We start from the raw sequence: 17,541 nt of genomic DNA, 5'->3' as shown, positions 1-17,541 counted from the left end.
TAGCTCCGCTCCCTCAAAAATCGAAATTCACCATACGGTACATGATGAAGTCGCCGAGCAGCGCCCAGAGCCCGAAAACCAGGAACACAGGCATGATCAAGGGGCTGCCCCACACATCACCGTAGTAGCTGGGGGCCAGGCCCGTGAGGATGGCGAGCATCAAAAGAGGAAACAGGGAAATGATCCACGCGGACATTCGCCCCTCGGCAGAGAGCGCCCTAATCTTCAACCTAAGTTTCTGCCTTTCGCGCAGCACCACTGAGAGATTCGACAGAATCTCGGTAAGATTGCCGCCTGTCTTGGCTTGAATCGACAGCGACACTGACAGCAAATGCAGACCTTCGAAACCGACGCGTTGCGAGAGTTTTCGCACCGCGTTTTCAAGGCTGAGGCCAAAGGTGATCTCGTCTGAAACAATGCCGAATTCGGTGCCCAACGGATCAGGCATTTCTCGCGCGACAAGGCTTATAGCCACGGAAGTCGGATGACCGGCACGCAGCGAACGCACGATCATCTCAAGGGCATCCGGCAATTGCTTCGCGAATTTCTGGATTCGCGTGGCGCGCGCGCGACGGAGAACCAGATACGGCAGGACGAATCCGATGAGCAGAAGGATGATCAACGAAACCACGGCGGAGAAGTGCAGCAGGAACGCAAATACCAGTGCCAGGGCAAGTCCACCGAGAGTAAATGTCGCGACGAACGACAGCGGATTCCCGGTAATGCCGGACTGGGTGTACAGCCTGTTCAGGCCAACAGCATTGAAAAGAAAATCCCCCGAGCTGGTAAGCCCACGTTCTCGCAGCAATCGCTGCAAGGTCTGTTCGGCCGGAGCGTCATCGGCGAGCCGCTTCAGCCGACGGTTGATCGTGCTGACCGTTGAGCGCCGCTTGGAGTAAGTCACATACAGAGCCTCGGCCGCGAGGATGAGCGACGCAGCCGCCAGTACATAGATGAAGTAGAGCAATGTCTGGCCGGTCGGCATTAGAGCGGGACCTGTGGGTTGAACGCGTCCTTGGCGAACTGATGGCCAAGGGTCGCCGCTTCCTGGGCAAAGCGCGGACGAATGCCGGTCGCACGAAATTCCCCAACGATCTGGCCCTCTGCAGTCACATCGCGGCGGACGAAATGGTAAAGCTCCTGAACCTGTACGACATTGCCTTCCATACCGGTGAGTTCTGATATGGAAACAACCCGCCTTCCACCATCGGAAAGCCGCTGCGTCTGCACAATGACGTCGATGGCCGAGGCAATCTGAGCCCGTATTGAATCGTGGCTCATCGGCATACCGGCCATGCCGACCATCTGTTCCAATCGCGATATCGCATCCCGGGGCGTGTTGGCATGAATGGTGGTCATTGAACCTTCATGGCCGGTGTTCATAGCCTGCAGCATGTCGAAGGCTTCCTCGCCGCGCACCTCGCCGACGATGATGCGGTCCGGCCGCATGCGAAGCGCGTTTTTCAGCAATTCGCGCTGGCGAACTTCGCCCTTTCCCTCAACATTGGGCGGACGCGTCTCGAGACGGCCCACATGCGGCTGCTGCAGTTGCAGTTCCGCTGCGTCCTCGATGGTGATCAGGCGCTCCCTGGCTGGGATGTAGCTCGACAGGGCATTGAGCAGGGTCGTCTTGCCGCTGCCTGTGCCGCCCGAAACCAGGATCGACTTGCGGGCCTGCACGGCAATGCGCAACAGGTCGACCATCGGCTGGCGGATCGAATTAAACGCCATCAGGCGTTCGAGCGAATAGGGGTTCTTGGAGAACTTGCGAATCGAGACCAGCGGGCCATCCACCGAGATCGGCCGCACCGCTATGTTGACTCGCGACCCATCTTCCAGCCGCGCATCGACCATCGGCGCCGATTCATCGACGCGCCGGCCGATGGCCGAGACGATCTTGTTGATGATACGTAGCAGATGGGCTTCATCGCGAAAGCGGATCGCCGTCTCCTCTATGACGCCACGCCGCTCTATGAAGACTCGCTTGTGGGTGTTGATCAGAATATCGGAAATCGAATCATCCTTGAGCAACGGCTCGATTGGACCCAGCCCGAGCATCTCGTCAGCTGTGTCGCTGGTCAATTGGTCAAGTTCGCGGGCGTTAAGCGGCACGTTGCGAGCACGAACGAATTCCCGCACGATGGGGCGAATCTCGTTCAGGATTTCCTCCTTGGACGCACTTTCAAGGGCGGTCAGGTTGAAGCGATCAATCAAGTGGCGGTGGAGTTCGACCTTGAGCGTGAGGAAATCATCCCCCGGCGATTCGAAGTCCGCAGAACGGGAGAGTGCGGGCACTGCCGGCACGATCGGATCGAGCTTCGGCTCGACCCGCGGCTCGCTTGGCCCTTTCGTGAATCGGCCCAGCATTTTGCGCTACCCCCCTTGGACACGCGTTGGGGGAACCTAAACGTCAACCCCGCAAGACGGCAGCACCAAGCACTTCCACGAACTCAATGCTCTTGCACAGTTAACACTTAGGTCAAAAAAACATCTCATCTATTCGAAGGAGGCGTCCGGCCGTAAGTATACAAGGGCCTGCCAAAACATCCCCTGTATCTTTTTGGCCACAAAGGCGCTTTATGGGCTCGCACAACCCTTGGATATAATGGCATATGCCTATCCGCTAATATCGCCTCGCTTCTGCCACAGGCGCGGCGAAATTGTGAACGAATGGTTAAAGACAGACGAAAAGCAGGCACATTCAACGTCTTGCTGCAGACAGAACCTCGAAACGTTATGACCATTTCAGGCACAGCACAGGTATAAAGAAGTTAAAGAACCGCTAACTTATTTGACTCTGTTTTTTATCGGCCCCTAGGATTAGCCGACGGAGGATGCTCAGGTATGCGATTTCATCCTTGGCTCATCTCGTCAGGGTTTGAACCTCCAAAGGGAGAAATTGGCATGAAAAAGCTGATGACGATGACCCGGCAGTTTCGCGACGACGAACACGGCGCTGCCATGGTCGAATATACCATCCTGCTCGGCATCATCACTGTCGCAGTGATCGCCACCATCATTCTTGTCGGTGGCTGGGTTGCTGGCCAATGGACGGGGCTTTACGCACTGTTGCCGTGATAGCTTAGTCTTATCATCGGCGCCGGGGGGCTCTCCCGGCGTCGATCCATGTGGTGGGTGATCCGGAGTCTGGCGGGAAAAGAAAGTGCGTGCAAACACTGTCATCATGATCGTTCTCGCCGGCGTATTCGGCGTGCTCGCAGTGGTTCTCGCCAATATCTGGCTAACCAGTCAACGCAGCGCTATGGCGAAGACGGACGTGCCGCGCGATACCATCGTGGTGGCGGCCGTGTCTTTGAAATTCGGCGACACGCTGTCGGCCGACAAGCTGCGTGAAATCACATGGCCGGCGGGCGCGGTTCCGGCCGGTGCTTTCAAGACGACAAAAGATCTACTCGCTGGCGAAGGCACAAAGCAGGCGCTGCAGGCGATCGGCGCCAATGAACCCGTTCTTGCCACCAAGATTACCGGCCCCGGCCAGCGCGCCACTCTTTCGGCGGTGCTCGGCGAAGGCATGAAAGCTGTTTCCATCAGAGTCAACGATGTGCTCGGGGTCGCAGGATTCGTTTTCCCAGGTGATCGGGTCGATGTGCTCTTGACCCGCACCGTGCGCAATCCTGGAGGTGCGGACCAGAGTTTCGTCGACGTGCTGTTGCAGAGCATGAAGGTGCTCGCCGTCGACCAGGTCGCTGATGAAAGCACGGACAGTCCGACGGTGGTGAAATCGGTGACCGTAGAGGCTAGCACCAAGGACGCTCAGAAGCTGACGCTGGCCGCCGGCGCCGGCCAGTTGTCGCTGGCGCTTCGCCAGGCAGCAGCCGGCAAGGACGAGATCACCCAACGCATCACGCTTTCCGACCTGACCGGCGAAACGCCGGCCGATGTCGCAGCCAAGCAAGCCGACCTCGCCAGGCAGGCGACGGCGGATGCTGCTGCGGCAGCCGAGCGCAAGCGAGCGGACGACAAGATCAATGGCCTGACTCGGGCCGTCGAACAGGTCGGAAGCCGGCTCGACGACTTGAGCAAAGCAAAGCCTGCTCCGGCCGTGACCTCGGCACCCGAAGCGCAAGAGGTCGTTAATGAAGTGATCAAATATGTGCAGCCGGAGCCGTCAGCCCGTGCGACTATCGGCGTTTTTCGGGGCGTGAAGCTCGAAACATATGACGTACCGCGACAAAGATAACTCTGGTATATGGGATAAAGAGCGTCCGAAGAGCCGCCAAAAGGGGGAATGCAGATGCGAACGGTCCGGAAAACACTGGCAGCCGCCGCGCTGGCCTGTTCGGTGATATTACTGCCGATCGGCCTTGAGGCTACGGCAGCCGATCGCCGTATCGACGTGTCGAACCCCAGGGTCCATCGTGTCTTCCTGCCCATGTCGCAATCGCTGACGATTGAGGTGAATGCCACTCTTGGCGATATCGTCGTCGCCGACGAGAAGATCGCAGATGCCCAGCCGATGACCGACAAGACGCTCTACGTCATTGCCAAGGGCGCCGGTACCACCACCGTCAATCTCTTTTCCGAAGACAAGCGCTCGCTTGGCGTAATCCAGATCGAGGTCGGCGTCGACGTCAATGATATGGCGCAGGCAATTCGGCAGGTAGCGCCCAGATCGCGGATCGATATCGGTTCGGTCAATGGCAAGGTCCGGCTTGGCGGGCATGTGAAGGACGGCGCCACGCTGGCGTCGATCCTGGAAGTGGCCCAGCAATACGGTCCCGACGCGATTATCAATGCCGTTACCGTTGATGACAGCCAGCAAGTTAATCTGGAAGTGCGCGTGCTTGAGGCCAAGCGCAATGCCGGTCGTGACCTTGGTGTGTCGATCCGGAGCACGAACAACAGCGGAACGACACGAACTGGAACGGGCATTGCCGCCGTCGATGAAGATAACGTGGTGCTCGGACCGGGCGGTCTGCTCACTGGCCTGCTGTCGAACACCAATCCATTCGCGGCGCTGATCACTCGCGTCATCGACAGCAACATCAAGGTCGATCTGATCATCGAGGCGCTTGAGGCAAAGGGTGTCGTGCGCATGTTGGCCGAGCCCAATCTCACCACACTTTCCGGCGAGCCGGCCAGCTTCAACGCCGGCGGTGAAGTACCCATCCGCAGCCTCGACAGCGATGGCCAGATCAACATTGTGTACAAGCAGTTCGGCGTGAATCTGCAGTTCACGCCGATCGTGCTCAACGACGACAAGATCCATATCAAGCTAGCGCCGGAGGTAAGCGACCTGAACGGCTTCACGCCGGCCGGCGACCCGATCTTCACCACCCGCAAGCTGGCGACCGTCGTCGAGTTGCGCGACGGTCAGAGTTTCGCCGTCGGCGGGCTCTTGTCCAGCAAGAATACCAAAATCCAGAGGCAGGTACCATGGCTGGGCCAAGTGCCGATTGTCGGCGCGCTGTTCCACAATTCAAGCAATCAGAAGGAAGAGACCGAACTGGTCGTCATCGTCACCCCGCATATCGTTCGCCCGGTGAAACCCGGCGAGCAACTGGCGACCCCATTCGACAAGACACGGCCGGCCAACGACCCGGAATTTTTCGTGCTCGGCCAACTGGAAGTAACCAAGGACATGGTGCGCAAATATGAACTGGGCGAAGGCGTCGTCGGCCCCTATGGCCACATGCTCGACCTGAAATCCAAGGACAAGATGATCTATGTCAAGAAATAGGGTGTTGATCATGCTTTTGTGCGCCAGCGGGCTGACGGGCTGCGCGGACTATCTGAACCGCTACGACACGGTGACATTGGCCGCGGGCGACACCCAGAAATACAATTCGCTTCTGCAAACGGTCGACCCTCTCAATCCGGCGTCGAAAAAAACTGCTATTGAGGGGGATGGCGCGCGCGCTGCTGCTCTTGCCCAGAGTTACAAGTTCCCACCGCCACCGCCGCCGCCGCCGGCGATCACGGTCAATGTCGGGACGCCGAAAGACACAGCGGATTGAACGGAAGGATCAGCGCGTCAGGTAAACGAGGGATCCTGGCGTCAAGGAGCAAAAGAGCAAGGCCATGCTGCGTATTATTCGCGCGTTCTGGCACGATCAGAGGGGAATAGCGCTGATACTGGTCAGCGTCATGCTGCCGGCGATCATCGGATTTTCTCTGCTGGTGATCGACATGAGCCGGGTCAACAATCTGCACAACGATCTGCAGAAGGGGGCTGATGCGTTTGCGCTGGCGGGCGCGGCTGAGCTGGATGGGACGTCGGACTCTATCAGCCGTGGTGACAGGGCGATCGCTACGCTGGTAAGCAATCGATACACCTTCTCGACCGCCGGCCCTCCTCAAATGCTCGCTTCCGCCGGAGTAACACGCCGATATCTTCGCTCGTTGCCGGCCACCGACAATCTCCCGATTGTGCCCGCCAATGTGATCACCGACGAGCTGAATGACGCCAAACTTGCCCGTTTTGTTGAAGTCACTGTAACCCCGGTCGGGTTTGCCGCAATCTTCCCGGCTTCCTTCTTGTCATCCGGCGCCAGCAACAGTTTCAATGTCGGCGCAGTCGCCGTGGCGGGCTTCACCTCCGGCGTCTGCGATTTCACGCCGGTCTTTATGTGCAACCCCTACGAGACGGTGAACGGGACGAATGCAGCGGGCGGATACACACTCGAGCAAGCCATCGCAAATCCAGCTGTCCATCGTCGACTGATCGAACTGAGGAAGGTCGGAAACGGGGCTGCCGCTGGTCCTGGCAACTTCGGTTTCCTCGAACCTCCGGCCGGTGTGGGCAACGGTGCTCAAGCCCTCGCTCAGACGATTGCAACATCAAGGCCGGTTGGTTGCTACAGTTCCGCCAGCGTTAGCACGAAAACTGGCCAGAACGCCGGCCCAGTGCAAGACGCGTTCAATGTTCGTTTCGGCATTGCAGCCAGCGGCAACCCTTTCGATAGTGCTGAATACGGTCCAGCCGCGAACGTCCGCAAAGGGGCAATCAAGACCCGAGGAAGCGCAAACCAATGTCCTTCCATGAACCAACTTTCATTCACCGAAGCTGGAACAATGGGCCTTCCGCGCGACGCGACCACACCATACCTCGGCGGTCGGATGGGCGATGGAAATTGGAATTTCTCAGGTTACTGGAGCACCAACTTTGGTTCCGCTGCCTATCCATCTTCATGGAATACGACCAAGCCGACGCGCTATCAGGTCTACCGTTACGAAATATCGGCCGGGTTGGTAGGCACGGCGTCGACCGGTGGAGAGATCGGAACCCCGTCGGCAGCTTGCCAACCCCCTGTCACGACGGTTGACCGTCGGTTGATTTACGGCGCGATCCTGAACTGCAATGCACTCCAAGCTGCCGGCAGCGATCTGTCCGGCCACAGCACGGATCTGCCGGTCGAAGCTTTTGCAAGCTTTTTGCTCACTGAACCGGTTGCGTCGCCGTCGGAAGACGCATCCGTGATGGTTGAACTGGTAGACGTTACTGGGGGTGGCGGCCAAGGCACGCTAGACAATTTCCTCCGCGACGAAGCTCAGCTTTACCGGTGATGGCGATGATTGGAATGCTATTGCGTCATCTCGATAGATTTCGATGCGACCAGCGCGGTGCAGTGCTCATCGAAATGACGCTGATCACGCCGCTGATGCTGATTTTGGCGGCTGGCGTGTTCGAGTTCGGCAATCTGATTCACGAAAAACTCTTGATGGAAGCCGGGCTTTCAGATGCAAGCCGCTTCGCCGCGCGCTGCAACAGCCAATTGTATACACAAGCCGGGCTTGCGGCGATCGACTGCGCCGACATTGCTGCAAATATCGCGGTGTTCGGCAATGCGGCGGGAACAGGCAGTGCCCGCGTCAGCGGCTGGCAGAAATCGAATGTGACGGTGACAATCGCTGCCGCCGGTTCCTGCCATGACGCTGTGGTCGCCGGCGTCGCCCAATATCGATCAACCACCGCGCAGGTCTGTATCGTCAGGGCTGCGGGTACCTTGGCGTACAGCGGGGTCGGCATGCTATCGATCATCGGCATCGGCCCGATCACGCTGAACGGCTCTCACGAGGAGCGGCTGATCCGGTTCTGATCATGATCAAGCGTTTTGCGGAATCGGACGACGGCGCGGCGATGGTCGAAATGACCATTGTTTCGACGCTGCTGTTTGCCCTTGTCCTCGGTTTCGTCGATTTCGCTCACGCCTTCTACCAATGGAACGCTGCTGCCAAGGCGGTCCAGCTCGGCGCCCGGCTGGCCTCGATTTCAGACCCCATTGCGACGGCCCTTGCGACTGCGGCGCCGACGACGACACCGGGTGCGCCTGTCGTTGCCGCGGCATATGGCCCCTTCGTCTGCACATATACTGCTGGCACAGGGGCTTGCACCAACGGGGGCGCATTCAATGCCGCCAACTTCAGCCGTGTCTTCCGCGGGGACACGGCAAACACCAACGATGATGCCTGTCCCCCACTCGCAGCAAATCAACGGCCCGGGATGTGCCATTTCTTTCCGCGCTTGCGCCGCGATAACGTGGTGGTCACCTACAGCGCGACTGGCTTGAGCTATCAGACCCGGCTGGGCGGACCGGTGCCGACAATCACCGTAAGTCTTCAAAACGTGACCTTTCAGTTCTTCTTTCTGCAAGGGCTGATGGGCTTTGCGAACGTCACCATGCCGTCCATGCTAAGCACGGTTACGGGCGAAGACCTGAAGAGCACATCACCATGAACGCTATCAACACCAAGGTTCTCCCAACCAAACGAAAGCAGGTCGCCCTGTTCTCGTCGGATCCGCAGTTCAAGCATGACGTGGCGACGCGGCTCGATGCGCTGGCGATCTATGACGTCCGGATTTCCGAAACGGATGACTTTCTCAAAGGCCCGACCCCCGACACGCGGCCGGGCATCGTAATCCTCGACCTTGCCAATGGCGATCTGCTTGGCAAGCCCGGCATTGTCGAGGGGCGCGCCCTGTGGGCGGCCGTGCCGCTGATTGCGGTTTCAGACGAGCTGACCTCTGAACAGACGCGCATCCTGGTGCGCATGAACGCCTCGGACTGGCTGCACAAACCACTCGATGCCAAGGAGCTTCTGAATGCGGTTACCTTTCACGACACCGGCAACCAGGGCACCAAGAGCCGCATCATCACCTTCATCAGCGCTAGCGGCGGCGGCGGCGCCACGACGCTCGCTTTGTCGGCCGCGGACTTCCTGGCCTCGAAATCCGCCGAACGTGCAGCTTCGACCTGCCTCGTCGACCTCGACTTCCAAAGCGCCAATTGTGGCGCCTATCTCAACCTCTTCAACCAGTTCGACCTTGCCGGCATCATCGGCCAGCCGGAAAGGCTCGATGTCGAACTGATGGACGTTATCAAGCTCTCGCGCCCGTCCGGCCTGACGCTGTACGCCTTCGAAAGGCCGCAACTGCCATTCGAGCCGCAGGGCGCGGATTTCGTGTTCCGGCTGCTGGACCTCGTCGCCTATCGCTTCGATGACATCGTCATCGACCTGCCCAACATCGAAACTCCCTGGCAGAATCCTGTGCTTTCCACGAGCGACGCGATCTTCATCGTGTTCGAGCTCAACGTCGCCTCGCTGCGGCAGGGCAAGCGGCTCTACAAGAAGATCCGCGATTTGCGCGGCAATTCGGTGAACATCACGCTGGTCGCCAACAAGCACAGGCGCAAATGGTTCGGCAACCACTTTTCGCGCAGCGAACTCGAAAAGATATTCAAGGCACCGCACATCAAATCGGTTGCCTTGGACAATGCGCTGCTGACCGATGCGCTGAACCGAGCCATCATGCCTTCCGAAGTGGACGGGCGGGCACGCTTCAACAAGGATTTGAAGCGGATGTTCAAAGAGCGGCTCGATGACACTGCCCGGTAGATATCGCTTCGTTCCAACGCTTGCGGGCGCCTGCATCATGGGCCTGGCATTGGGGGCATCGGCCTGGGACTGCGCCGATGCCCGCTCCGCGCTATCGGACCAGCCGCCGCTGCCAGCCATGGGCCCCAGCCTGCGCAAGTTCGTTGTTTTCCAAACCGCGGAACAGCCGGGCACGATTATTATCCGCAAGCAGGAGAAGGCGCTCTATCTTGTGACCCGAGAGGGTGAGGCGCTGCGCTACCAGATCAGCGTCGGGCGTGACGGATTTGGCTGGACCGGCACCGTTGAAGTGGGGGCGAAAACCGAATGGCCGGAATGGCGCCCACCGAGAGAAATGCGCGCGCGCCAGCCGGAGCTGCCGGAGATGGTGCCGGCTGGTCCCTACAATCCGCTCGGCGCACGGGCGCTCTACTTATCCAGAGACGGGCACGACACGCTTTATCGCATACACGGCACCAACGACCCTTCAGGCGTTGGCTTCGACGGCACATCGGGATGCTTTCGTCTTACCAACACCGATGTGATCGATCTTTTCAGGCGCGTCTCGGTCGGTGCAAAGGTGGTGGTCCAATGACGATGATTAGCGACCCGGACATGCCGGCGATCGACATTGGGCCGGCGACCCAACCTATAGAGCAAGCGGTCGCTGGGAAACCGAGCAATGCCAGGATGATTGGCGTTGTCGCTGCAGGCGCCTTGCTGATCACAGCCGCAAATTTAACAGCCGCGGTCTATCTCTTCCGCGGCATCAACGATCTGCGCTCTGTCGAAGGTAAGCTGGAACAGCTCGGATCGTTCGAGCAACGGATTGCGGCCCGGCTCGACACCGTCAATAACGGCTTTCAAAGCCGATTCGAAAAACTGGACAATCAACTGCAGGGTAGCTTCAGCCAGATCAACGGCAGCATTGCCCGGATTGAACAGAACTTACCGCTGGTCCACGACGACGTTTCTAGCGTGGCGGAGCCTCTTGTTGAGACGACCAGCGCCACGGCGGAGCCGCTCAGCGATCTCGATGGTGAAGAAGCGACCGAGCGCAGTATCGTCGAAGCACCACGCCCGCCCAAAAGGAGGATCGCAGCAGCGGTGCCCCCTGCCCCAAGCTCCTCCTACCAGCGCATAGAGCAGCCTGACGGCAAGGTCTATTACCGCAAGATCGATTAGAAGCGGGGTAAGGGGCGTGGGGAATGCTTGCCAGAGAAGATCGTCCGCCGCTTTGCGCATCGGTGTCCATATTCGTTCTAGGAGCGCTTTTCGTCGTTTTTGTCGGGTGGACGGTCGGTGCCTTCGTCCAGCCTCGTGCTCGTGGCTGACATCGTGCCAACCCACGAAACCTTGCTGATCGAAGCGCGGGTCTCGCTACCGATGTCGTCTATTCGTCCCGACCACCGCGAGGCGCTGATAAAGCTCACCGCTTACGACTTCTCGATCTTCGGCGGCATCGAAGGCAAGGTCTCAAGCATGGTCGCCGACAGTTTGGTCGATCAGAAAAACGGGGGAGCCTTTTACCAGGTTGGTGTCGCGTCGGACAAATCGCCGCTCGAGAGGGATGGCAAGACTTATTCAACCATCCCGGCCATAATATGCTCAGTAGACATCAAGACGAGTCGCAAGGCGATTCTGAGTTACCTTTTAAAGCCGATCAACAAGGCGCGTCAGGAGACCATGAGTGAGCGCTAGCGCCACCTCTCCTCCCACCAATCGTGATCGGCTGCTTCTAACGATCACAAAAGAGGATTTCGGGCTGGAATTCCGGGTCGTCGCGCGTGGCGGCATACGCCGCGGCATTCGTCTGGAAAAGGCTTTCTGGATATCTCTGAAGCAGATGGCTGAAAGTAGGAAATGCACAATCGGCATGCTGATCGAGGAGATCGCCGAAAGTCCGACCAAGACTGGCAACCTGACATCGGCGATACGGGTGGCTTGCATACACGGGCTGGCGGATGAAAACGTGACCCTGCGGAAGCTTGCATCGATCAGAACGATCAATGCCATATTGCTTGCCTGCCCCTCGCCCGCTTTCGCCTTGGCGTCATCGAAGAAGATCCTGACTTTCAATGCTCCGTTCCAGCAACTGGTCAAGCGTCAGTTGCCGATCGGACCAGACTATGATGCACGACCAGATCTCAAGCTGGCGCTAGATCTCAACGTCGCCGACATTTTTGCCCGGCTCGATGCCAACGGCGAAGTTCCGATCGCCAGCGGCTTTGTCATCGGGGCCGGCGAACGAAGGTATCGAGGTCAATTGAATGTAGTACGCGCGCCCGTACCCGAACCGGAGTTGCTGATGGCGTTCGTCAACGACTAGAGCTGCCGCTCCCGGCGAGCGAGGCTCAATTCGGGCAGAAGATGCTTCGTGTCATTTAGCGCGAATAGGAACTGTCTGCGAGACTTCGATTAGGCCCGACCGCTATTGCCAACCAACGGCCCGCGCCGTTTGGCGGGAGCGGCACCATCACCAATCAACCGGATTCATTACAATGAAGGGCGACAACCTCGAAGCGAGAGGGCATGACGACGTATTGGCGCCAGAGAAGGCTTGGCGAGCGGAAAGCAGAATTGGATCCGAACTGGGCTGATCGGCGCGCAACCGCCGAAAAGCTGCGGCAAGCTCCAAGAAGAAATTTTGCAGGATCGAACACATGTGTTGGCTGGAAAATAGAAAGCTTATCCGCTCCGCGAAGGTCATTGCCGAGGCTGAGCGTGCCGAACGTACCGAGAAGACAGCAAGATTGAGATCGCTTCGGATGGCAGCTCATAGTGGCCTGAAGGTTCCGTTCCTTGAGGAACTTGATTGCTCTCTACTTGTCGCCGCACTGACTCAAGGCGAATTATCGGCTAAGCTTCCCGACGGATCGCATTGGCAGGGCCGAGCAAGGGCAACAGGCAAAAACCAGTATTCCTCCGCGCCCGCCAATTCGGACTAACGAGTGTTCTCTCGCCTGATATCGAATTCAGAAGGCGATCTCGAGACCCAGCTTGCCGCTGACAGTTGAACTGTCTCGAGACCACTTGTCGCGAGTCTCACTGCTGAGCGTTGGTCGATTGAGACATTATTAGGTTGAAGCCAGACGGCAGTGCCACCGAGAAGTCTGCGTCTTCAAACTCACACTCTCTCTTCCGTCAACGCCATGCCGTGTTGGAATAGCCGAAGCGCTCCTGGACATCCGCTTGCGCGTAGGGGCTGGGCTCTCCTCACTCAGGCGCAGCACAGAGTTCTGAACGTTCCGCCCGCCTGCACGACCAGATGGAGCTCACCTTAGAGGAACTCGAGAGCACGGCGACGGAAGACGAGATCGCCGCCGAACAGGCCGCGGCCCGGACCACCGAGGTGGCGCCTTATGTGCGCAAACGACCGGCGCGCCAGCCATTTCCCGAGCATCTGCCGCGCGAACGCGTGGTCGAGCCGGCGCCGACCGCTTGCTACTGCTGCGGCCGTCATCGGCTGCGCAAGCTGGGTGAGGATATGACCGAGACGCTGGAGGTGGTGCCGCGGCGCCGACGCCGTTCCACGCCACCCCGCGTGGCTGCATCCAAAATGACCGCGACGTAGACGAAGCCCGCCGCAATCGTCATGTATGTTATGTCGCTCACCCAGAACTGGTTCGGGCCGTCGGGTGTCACGTTCTTCGCCAGGTTCGGGATGATCGGCGACTCGTGATCGCTGTCCGTAGTGGCGATGAAGCGCCGCCTGATCCTGGGCTGCAGATCGTGCTCGCGCATCAACCGTCTGACCTTCTTGTGGTTGACGACGATGCCGCGCTGCCGCAGCGCCGCCTGCATGCGGCGATAGCCGTAAGCTTCGAAGCTGTCGGAGATCTCACCCATCGTCTCGACGAGCGCTGTGTCATCCACGGCGATTTCGGGCTGATCGTAGTAGGTTGATCGCGCGATCCCCATCAGCCGGCATCCTTCAGCGATGGAGACACCGCCGGGCCGGTGATCACGGATGTAGTCCCGCTTCTCGGACGTGGTACGCTTTTCAGAGCCCCCTTCAGAAACTCAATTTCCAAGGCTTGCCGGCTTACCAGCCGCTCCAGCGCTGCGATCCGCGCCTCATAGGTCTGCATCGTGTCGGCCACCGCCACGTCTTCGTCGAAGGAGCCGGCCTCGTATTTCTGAACCCAGATGCGGATCAGGTTACGCGGCAGTTCGTGCCGCTTGGCGAGACCATGCAGCGTCTCGCCGGACAGGAACTCCTGCACTACCTGACGTTTGAACTCGATGCTGTGCGTGCGATAAGTCACCATGGGCTTCCATCCTTCGAAAGCCCGGCTTCCAAGTCAATTCTGCTTGTTCATCCTGTCCGGTCCGAGGGGCGCACTCCAATCGAGGGTCAGTTTTGGAAGCCGTTTGACACACCCAATCCGTCAAACCGATGGAAATTGACTGTGTCAGTGCTCTCTTCCTTGATGAGAAGTCCTGGCTTCAGTTCATTGGTATCCATTCCCTGGCTCCAACGCTTGTCGCTGAAGGGAGGATTGGCCACCCCGAAATCAAAGGTCTTGATGGCCTCGCCATCGCGGAAGGAGGGCGCGGCCAGAGTGCTCTGGCCAGGGTGGATAACTGCGCTTGCATAATTGTGCAAAATCAGGTTCATCTGGGCGAGGCCGGCGGTGCTGCCATCTTTCTCCTGACCGTAGAGCGTCACCTTCTTGCCCGCCTCATCCGCGACCTTGATCAACAACGACCCCGAGCCGCAGGTGGGGTCGTAGACGGTGGTCTGCGATGTGGTGTTGGCGGCGCGTATGCCGATGATCTGCGCTATCACGCGGCTAACTTCGGCGGGGGTGTAGAACCGCCCTTTTTGCCTTGCCGCTCTCAGTGGCGAAGTGGCGCATAAGATATTCGTAGGCGTCACCGAGGATATCGTCCCCGTCGGCCCGATTGCGCGTGAAATCGAGCGCTGGGTCCTCGAAGACAGCTATCAGGTTTGTCAGCGTGTCCTGCTTTTGCTTGCCGGACCCGAGCTTGCCGCTGTCGTCGAAATTCGGGAAGCCGCTGAGCTTGTTGGCCGCAGCCAACGGCGCGATGATCTTTTTGTTGATCTGGTCGCCAATGTCGGTCCCGCCCTTAAGGGAGACCATATTCACAAAGCTCGATGCCTGCGGAACCTTTATGGCTCCATAGGGCTGGCCAGCGTATTTGTCCGAAACATATTTGACGAACAGGATCGAGAGCACGTAATCCTTGTATTGCGAGGCGTCCATGCCGCCGCGCAACACGTCGCACCCCTGCCAGATGCGTCTGTAAATATCGGACTTCTTGACTGCCACGCTGACCACATCCCCAAATCACTTGCAATTGCGTGTTAGCAGCTCAATCGCGACGATGGGTGGGGCAGCGCAACAAAAGAGCTAGGGCTGGCGTTGGGCCACCTGGACCAGGTTCGGTGACATGCGACGCAAGAGCACTCACGCGAGCGTGCTCGCATCAGCTTTTTGGGTCGCGATAAGTGGGTTGTTATCGGAGGGTAGAGGCCCGCCGTCTTCTCGAATGTCCATCGCCCTGGCTTACCCACATCATAGTCCGCAAAATCGTCATTGCAGACCGCTACAGGAGCGAAGTGCGCGTCTTCAAGGAACTTGATCGCATGGTGATCGGCTGCAATCCGGGATGGCAGGTGATGGCCCAAGTGTCACTGGGCGAAATCCTGCGTAGCGCCAACGCCGACGCCTACAGCTGCATAAACTCGAAACGGGTGGACCTCCTTCTTGTGGACGAGAACTGTCTGCCTCGACATGCACTCGAATACCAAGGCCATGCGCATCACCAAGGCACAGCAGCAGCACGTGATGCAGTAAAAAAGGAAGCCCTGCGACGGGCAGGCATCAGTTATCACGAAATTATCGGCGGTCACACGACACCTTCCGAACTCAGGCGACTGGTCGAGAAGCTTGTGGATCGGCCAGCCGCAGCGCAATAGCTAAGCCGACTTCTCTGGCTTACTGGCTGTTGCCGACCTGACCCGGATACGCATAACTCTGCCATCGAGTTGTTCGATTTCGAACGCATTGGTCTTCCGCACGAGATCGCTTAGCTTACGGAAGCCGAAGGTTCTTGGATCGAAATCGGATGCCAAGTTGGCAAGCTGATTGCCTACCGCGCCAAGTGGCACCCAGCCGTCTTCGTTTTCCATCTGCTTGATCACCTTCCTGATGATCGGCGTGGCGGCGCTCGGAAGTTGAAGGGGCTTGGCGGGCTGCGCTGCGTCAGGGGAGTTGGCCGGAGCGGTTGGAAGTAGGTTTTCGGTATAGATGAACCTGCGGCACGCTTGCCGGAAACTCTCAGGGGCTTTTTTCTGCTCCCCGAAGCCGAAAACATCGACACCCTGCTCGCGGATGCGTGCGGCAAGACGAGTGAAATCGCTGTCAGACGACACCAGACAAAACCCGTCGAACCTACCGCTATGGAGCAAATCCATTGCGTCGATCACCAGCGCGATGTCTGATGCGTTCTTGCCAGTGGCGTTGGCGTACTGCTGCTGGATCGCGTGTTTCGACACCACGTTGGACCACGCCTTCAAACGTGAACCAGAGAAATCACCGTAGATGCGACGGACGCTGGCCTCGCCAATTTTGGCGATCTCCTCGAATAGGCCATCCGCGATCTTGGCCGATGCGTTCTCAGCGTCAATCAAAACGGCAAGACGAGGGGACTTCATTTCGACCGTCATGACGTTCCTCTTTTACAGACGTAAAGTCAATTCGCGCCATTGGCACGGTCTCGATCAGCATGCGATCTCCGGCAAACCCAGCGAACTCAGTGAGAAGTTAGCGCGAAAACGCCGAAATATCCCATCAACCTGATCAACGCGGAAATATCGCTCGGCAGCCGTCTAACTGGTCGGCTTATCATGTCGTGCGAACGCGTCGGCAACATCCCTCGGGATCAGGTAGGGCGGCAAACGCGTCGTACTGCATTGTCACTCACTCTATACCATGTCGCTGGCCTGCCTATCACAAGACGATCCCGAGCTTCCACTATGAGAGGAGTGGCGGGCGGTATGACCATCCCGCTGCCCGACAATGCTTTGGTTGCACTCAAGGAACCGGCCCCGCCCGGCGCTGCCGGCAAAGAGGCCGTCATCGCCGCCGAGGGACGGCAATGCAAAGGTGCCCCGCTGTATCAACAAGCTGACCAGCGCGGCGTCGGCCGCATGTCCCTCTTCCCTGTCCTGCCACATGACTGAACTCTCGTCCGCCCAGGGTCAAAACGCCGCCGACCGGTCGCGGTGCACATTCCGACAATCCAGGTTGCGGTAGAGATCACGAAGGCATCGGGCATGCCTGCTGCCTGATAGCGGTAAGCATTGAGGCTTCTCTCGTGGCCGCCCGTCAGGACAGACAGCTTTTTCCGGTATGCCGTACCGGCGCGCTAGATCCGGCCGGATTGGTCCCAACGTTTTCCAGGCCGGATGCAATGGTGGCATGAGGCGGCTCCAGCTCTGCCCCTGCACAATGGGCTCCACTCCTTACGCACATTGTTCCTTGTCCGCACACAAAGTGGCAAGCGAGCCGAACAGCCAGTCGCTAATGCCCTTGAGGTCGTGGTCCCGCCAAGGTGGACCGGGCCGAACCTCGTTGCGGACAGAAATACTCTCGGCGAGCACGCCGTCGAACGTCATCGCCGAGAGCTTTTATGCTGGTTTTGCCAACGTCGAAGACCGCGATATTCGCGCCG

Annotated in this window: 20 protein-coding genes and 2 pseudogenes; 15 read left to right on the top strand and 7 right to left on the bottom strand. The window is 58.7% G+C overall.

Translation table 11 applies throughout. The annotated features are described in order from the left end of the window. Nucleotides 1-13 precede the first annotated feature (13 nt). A complete protein-coding gene (locus NKH16_RS17235; protein ID WP_352900651.1) occupies nt 14-985 on the bottom strand; it encodes a type II secretion system F family protein in 972 nt (323 codons plus the stop codon). Continuing rightward, nucleotides 985-2,367 carry a TadA family conjugal transfer-associated ATPase gene (locus NKH16_RS17230; protein WP_352900648.1) on the bottom strand — a complete coding sequence of 461 codons (1,383 nt, stop codon included), beginning with the start codon at nt 2,365-2,367 and terminating at the stop codon, nt 985-987. Before NKH16_RS17230 ends, NKH16_RS17235 begins: the two co-directional genes overlap by 1 nt. Nucleotides 2,368-2,904: 537 nt before the next feature. Between NKH16_RS17230 and NKH16_RS17225 the strand changes: the two genes are divergently transcribed. From NKH16_RS17225 to NKH16_RS17165, 13 genes and pseudogenes are all read left to right on the top strand, one after another. Continuing rightward, nucleotides 2,905-3,078 (top strand): Flp family type IVb pilin, encoded by a 174-nt coding sequence (locus tag NKH16_RS17225; RefSeq protein WP_352507998.1) that lies wholly within the window; start codon nt 2,905-2,907, stop codon nt 3,076-3,078. Nucleotides 3,079-3,163: 85 nt separating this feature from the next. Beyond that, complete coding sequence (gene cpaB, locus NKH16_RS17220; RefSeq protein ID WP_352900646.1) at nt 3,164-4,201, top strand: Flp pilus assembly protein CpaB; 1,038 nt, start codon at nt 3,164-3,166, stop codon at nt 4,199-4,201. 54 nt (nt 4,202-4,255) lie between these two features. Further along, nucleotides 4,256-5,701, top strand: coding sequence for a type II and III secretion system protein family protein (locus NKH16_RS17215; RefSeq protein ID WP_502896531.1), 1,446 nt, complete (start codon nt 4,256-4,258; stop codon nt 5,699-5,701). Nucleotides 5,702-5,711: 10 nt separating this feature from the next. Continuing rightward, complete coding sequence (locus NKH16_RS17210; protein WP_352753116.1) at nt 5,712-5,978, top strand: hypothetical protein; 267 nt, start codon at nt 5,712-5,714, stop codon at nt 5,976-5,978. A 64-nt stretch (nt 5,979-6,042) separates the two neighbouring features. Further along, nucleotides 6,043-7,527, top strand: coding sequence for a TadE/TadG family type IV pilus assembly protein (locus NKH16_RS17205; RefSeq protein ID WP_352900641.1), 1,485 nt, complete (start codon nt 6,043-6,045; stop codon nt 7,525-7,527). Beyond that, on the top strand, nt 7,527-8,060 hold the full coding sequence (locus NKH16_RS17200) for a TadE/TadG family type IV pilus assembly protein (RefSeq protein ID WP_352900638.1): 534 nt from the start codon (nt 7,527-7,529) through the stop codon (nt 8,058-8,060). Before NKH16_RS17205 ends, NKH16_RS17200 begins: the two co-directional genes overlap by 1 nt. Nucleotides 8,061-8,062: 2 nt before the next feature. Continuing rightward, nucleotides 8,063-8,698 carry a TadE/TadG family type IV pilus assembly protein gene (locus tag NKH16_RS17195; RefSeq protein ID WP_352900636.1) on the top strand — a complete coding sequence of 212 codons (636 nt, stop codon included), beginning with the start codon at nt 8,063-8,065 and terminating at the stop codon, nt 8,696-8,698. Then, nucleotides 8,695-9,858 (top strand): CpaE/TadZ family protein, encoded by a 1,164-nt coding sequence (locus tag NKH16_RS17190; RefSeq protein WP_352900634.1) that lies wholly within the window; start codon nt 8,695-8,697, stop codon nt 9,856-9,858. Before NKH16_RS17195 ends, NKH16_RS17190 begins: the two co-directional genes overlap by 4 nt. Then, a complete protein-coding gene (locus NKH16_RS17185) occupies nt 9,842-10,432 on the top strand; it encodes a L,D-transpeptidase (RefSeq protein WP_352900631.1) in 591 nt (196 codons plus the stop codon). The genes NKH16_RS17190 and NKH16_RS17185 overlap by 17 nt, the downstream gene beginning before the upstream one ends. After that, on the top strand, nt 10,429-11,022 hold the full coding sequence (locus tag NKH16_RS17180) for a hypothetical protein (protein ID WP_352900628.1): 594 nt from the start codon (nt 10,429-10,431) through the stop codon (nt 11,020-11,022). Before NKH16_RS17185 ends, NKH16_RS17180 begins: the two co-directional genes overlap by 4 nt. A gap of 117 nt (nt 11,023-11,139) precedes the next feature. Then, nucleotides 11,140-11,538: a beta-barrel domain-containing protein gene (locus NKH16_RS17175; RefSeq protein WP_352900625.1), complete on the top strand. Its 399-nt coding sequence runs from the start codon at nt 11,140-11,142 to the stop codon at nt 11,536-11,538. Continuing rightward, nucleotides 11,528-12,166 (top strand): ribbon-helix-helix domain-containing protein, encoded by a 639-nt coding sequence (locus tag NKH16_RS17170; RefSeq protein ID WP_352900623.1) that lies wholly within the window; start codon nt 11,528-11,530, stop codon nt 12,164-12,166. The genes NKH16_RS17175 and NKH16_RS17170 overlap by 11 nt, the downstream gene beginning before the upstream one ends. Before the next feature lie 903 nt (nt 12,167-13,069). Next, a pseudogene (locus tag NKH16_RS17165) lies at nt 13,070-13,357 on the top strand (transposase domain-containing protein); the annotation flags it as partial. Here the strand turns inward: NKH16_RS17165 and NKH16_RS17160 are convergent. From NKH16_RS17160 to NKH16_RS17145, 4 genes are all read right to left on the bottom strand, one after another. Beyond that, nucleotides 13,297-13,641, bottom strand: a complete 345-nt coding sequence (locus tag NKH16_RS17160; protein ID WP_352900747.1) for an IS3 family transposase — start codon at nt 13,639-13,641, stop codon at nt 13,297-13,299. The pseudogene NKH16_RS17165 and the gene NKH16_RS17160 overlap by 61 nt on opposite strands. A gap of 116 nt (nt 13,642-13,757) precedes the next feature. Further along, on the bottom strand, nt 13,758-14,108 hold the full coding sequence (locus NKH16_RS17155) for a transposase (RefSeq protein ID WP_352900620.1): 351 nt from the start codon (nt 14,106-14,108) through the stop codon (nt 13,758-13,760). A gap of 86 nt (nt 14,109-14,194) precedes the next feature. Further along, nucleotides 14,195-14,629 carry an HsdM family class I SAM-dependent methyltransferase gene (locus tag NKH16_RS17150; RefSeq protein WP_352900617.1) on the bottom strand — a complete coding sequence of 145 codons (435 nt, stop codon included), beginning with the start codon at nt 14,627-14,629 and terminating at the stop codon, nt 14,195-14,197. A 4-nt stretch (nt 14,630-14,633) separates the two neighbouring features. Further along, nucleotides 14,634-15,134 carry a type I restriction-modification system subunit M N-terminal domain-containing protein gene (locus tag NKH16_RS17145; RefSeq protein WP_352900615.1) on the bottom strand — a complete coding sequence of 167 codons (501 nt, stop codon included), beginning with the start codon at nt 15,132-15,134 and terminating at the stop codon, nt 14,634-14,636. A 281-nt stretch (nt 15,135-15,415) separates the two neighbouring features. Here NKH16_RS17145 and NKH16_RS17140 point away from each other — a divergent pair. Further along, nucleotides 15,416-15,784: pseudogene (locus tag NKH16_RS17140) on the top strand (DUF2726 domain-containing protein); the annotation flags it as partial. On the opposite strand, the gene NKH16_RS17135 reads toward NKH16_RS17140, so the two are convergent. Continuing rightward, nucleotides 15,785-16,534, bottom strand: coding sequence for an NYN domain-containing protein (locus NKH16_RS17135; RefSeq protein WP_352900612.1), 750 nt, complete (start codon nt 16,532-16,534; stop codon nt 15,785-15,787). A gap of 330 nt (nt 16,535-16,864) precedes the next feature. On the opposite strand from NKH16_RS17135, the gene NKH16_RS17130 reads away from it, so the two are divergent. Beyond that, nucleotides 16,865-17,050 (top strand): hypothetical protein, encoded by a 186-nt coding sequence (locus NKH16_RS17130; RefSeq protein WP_352900609.1) that lies wholly within the window; start codon nt 16,865-16,867, stop codon nt 17,048-17,050. The last annotated feature ends 491 nt before the right edge of the window (nt 17,051-17,541 follow it).

Source organism: Mesorhizobium sp. M1307, from assembly GCF_040318155.1.
In the GTDB taxonomy this organism is placed as follows: Bacteria; Pseudomonadota; Alphaproteobacteria; order Rhizobiales; family Rhizobiaceae; genus Mesorhizobium.
This window is presented reverse-complemented; position numbering and strand designations above follow the sequence as displayed.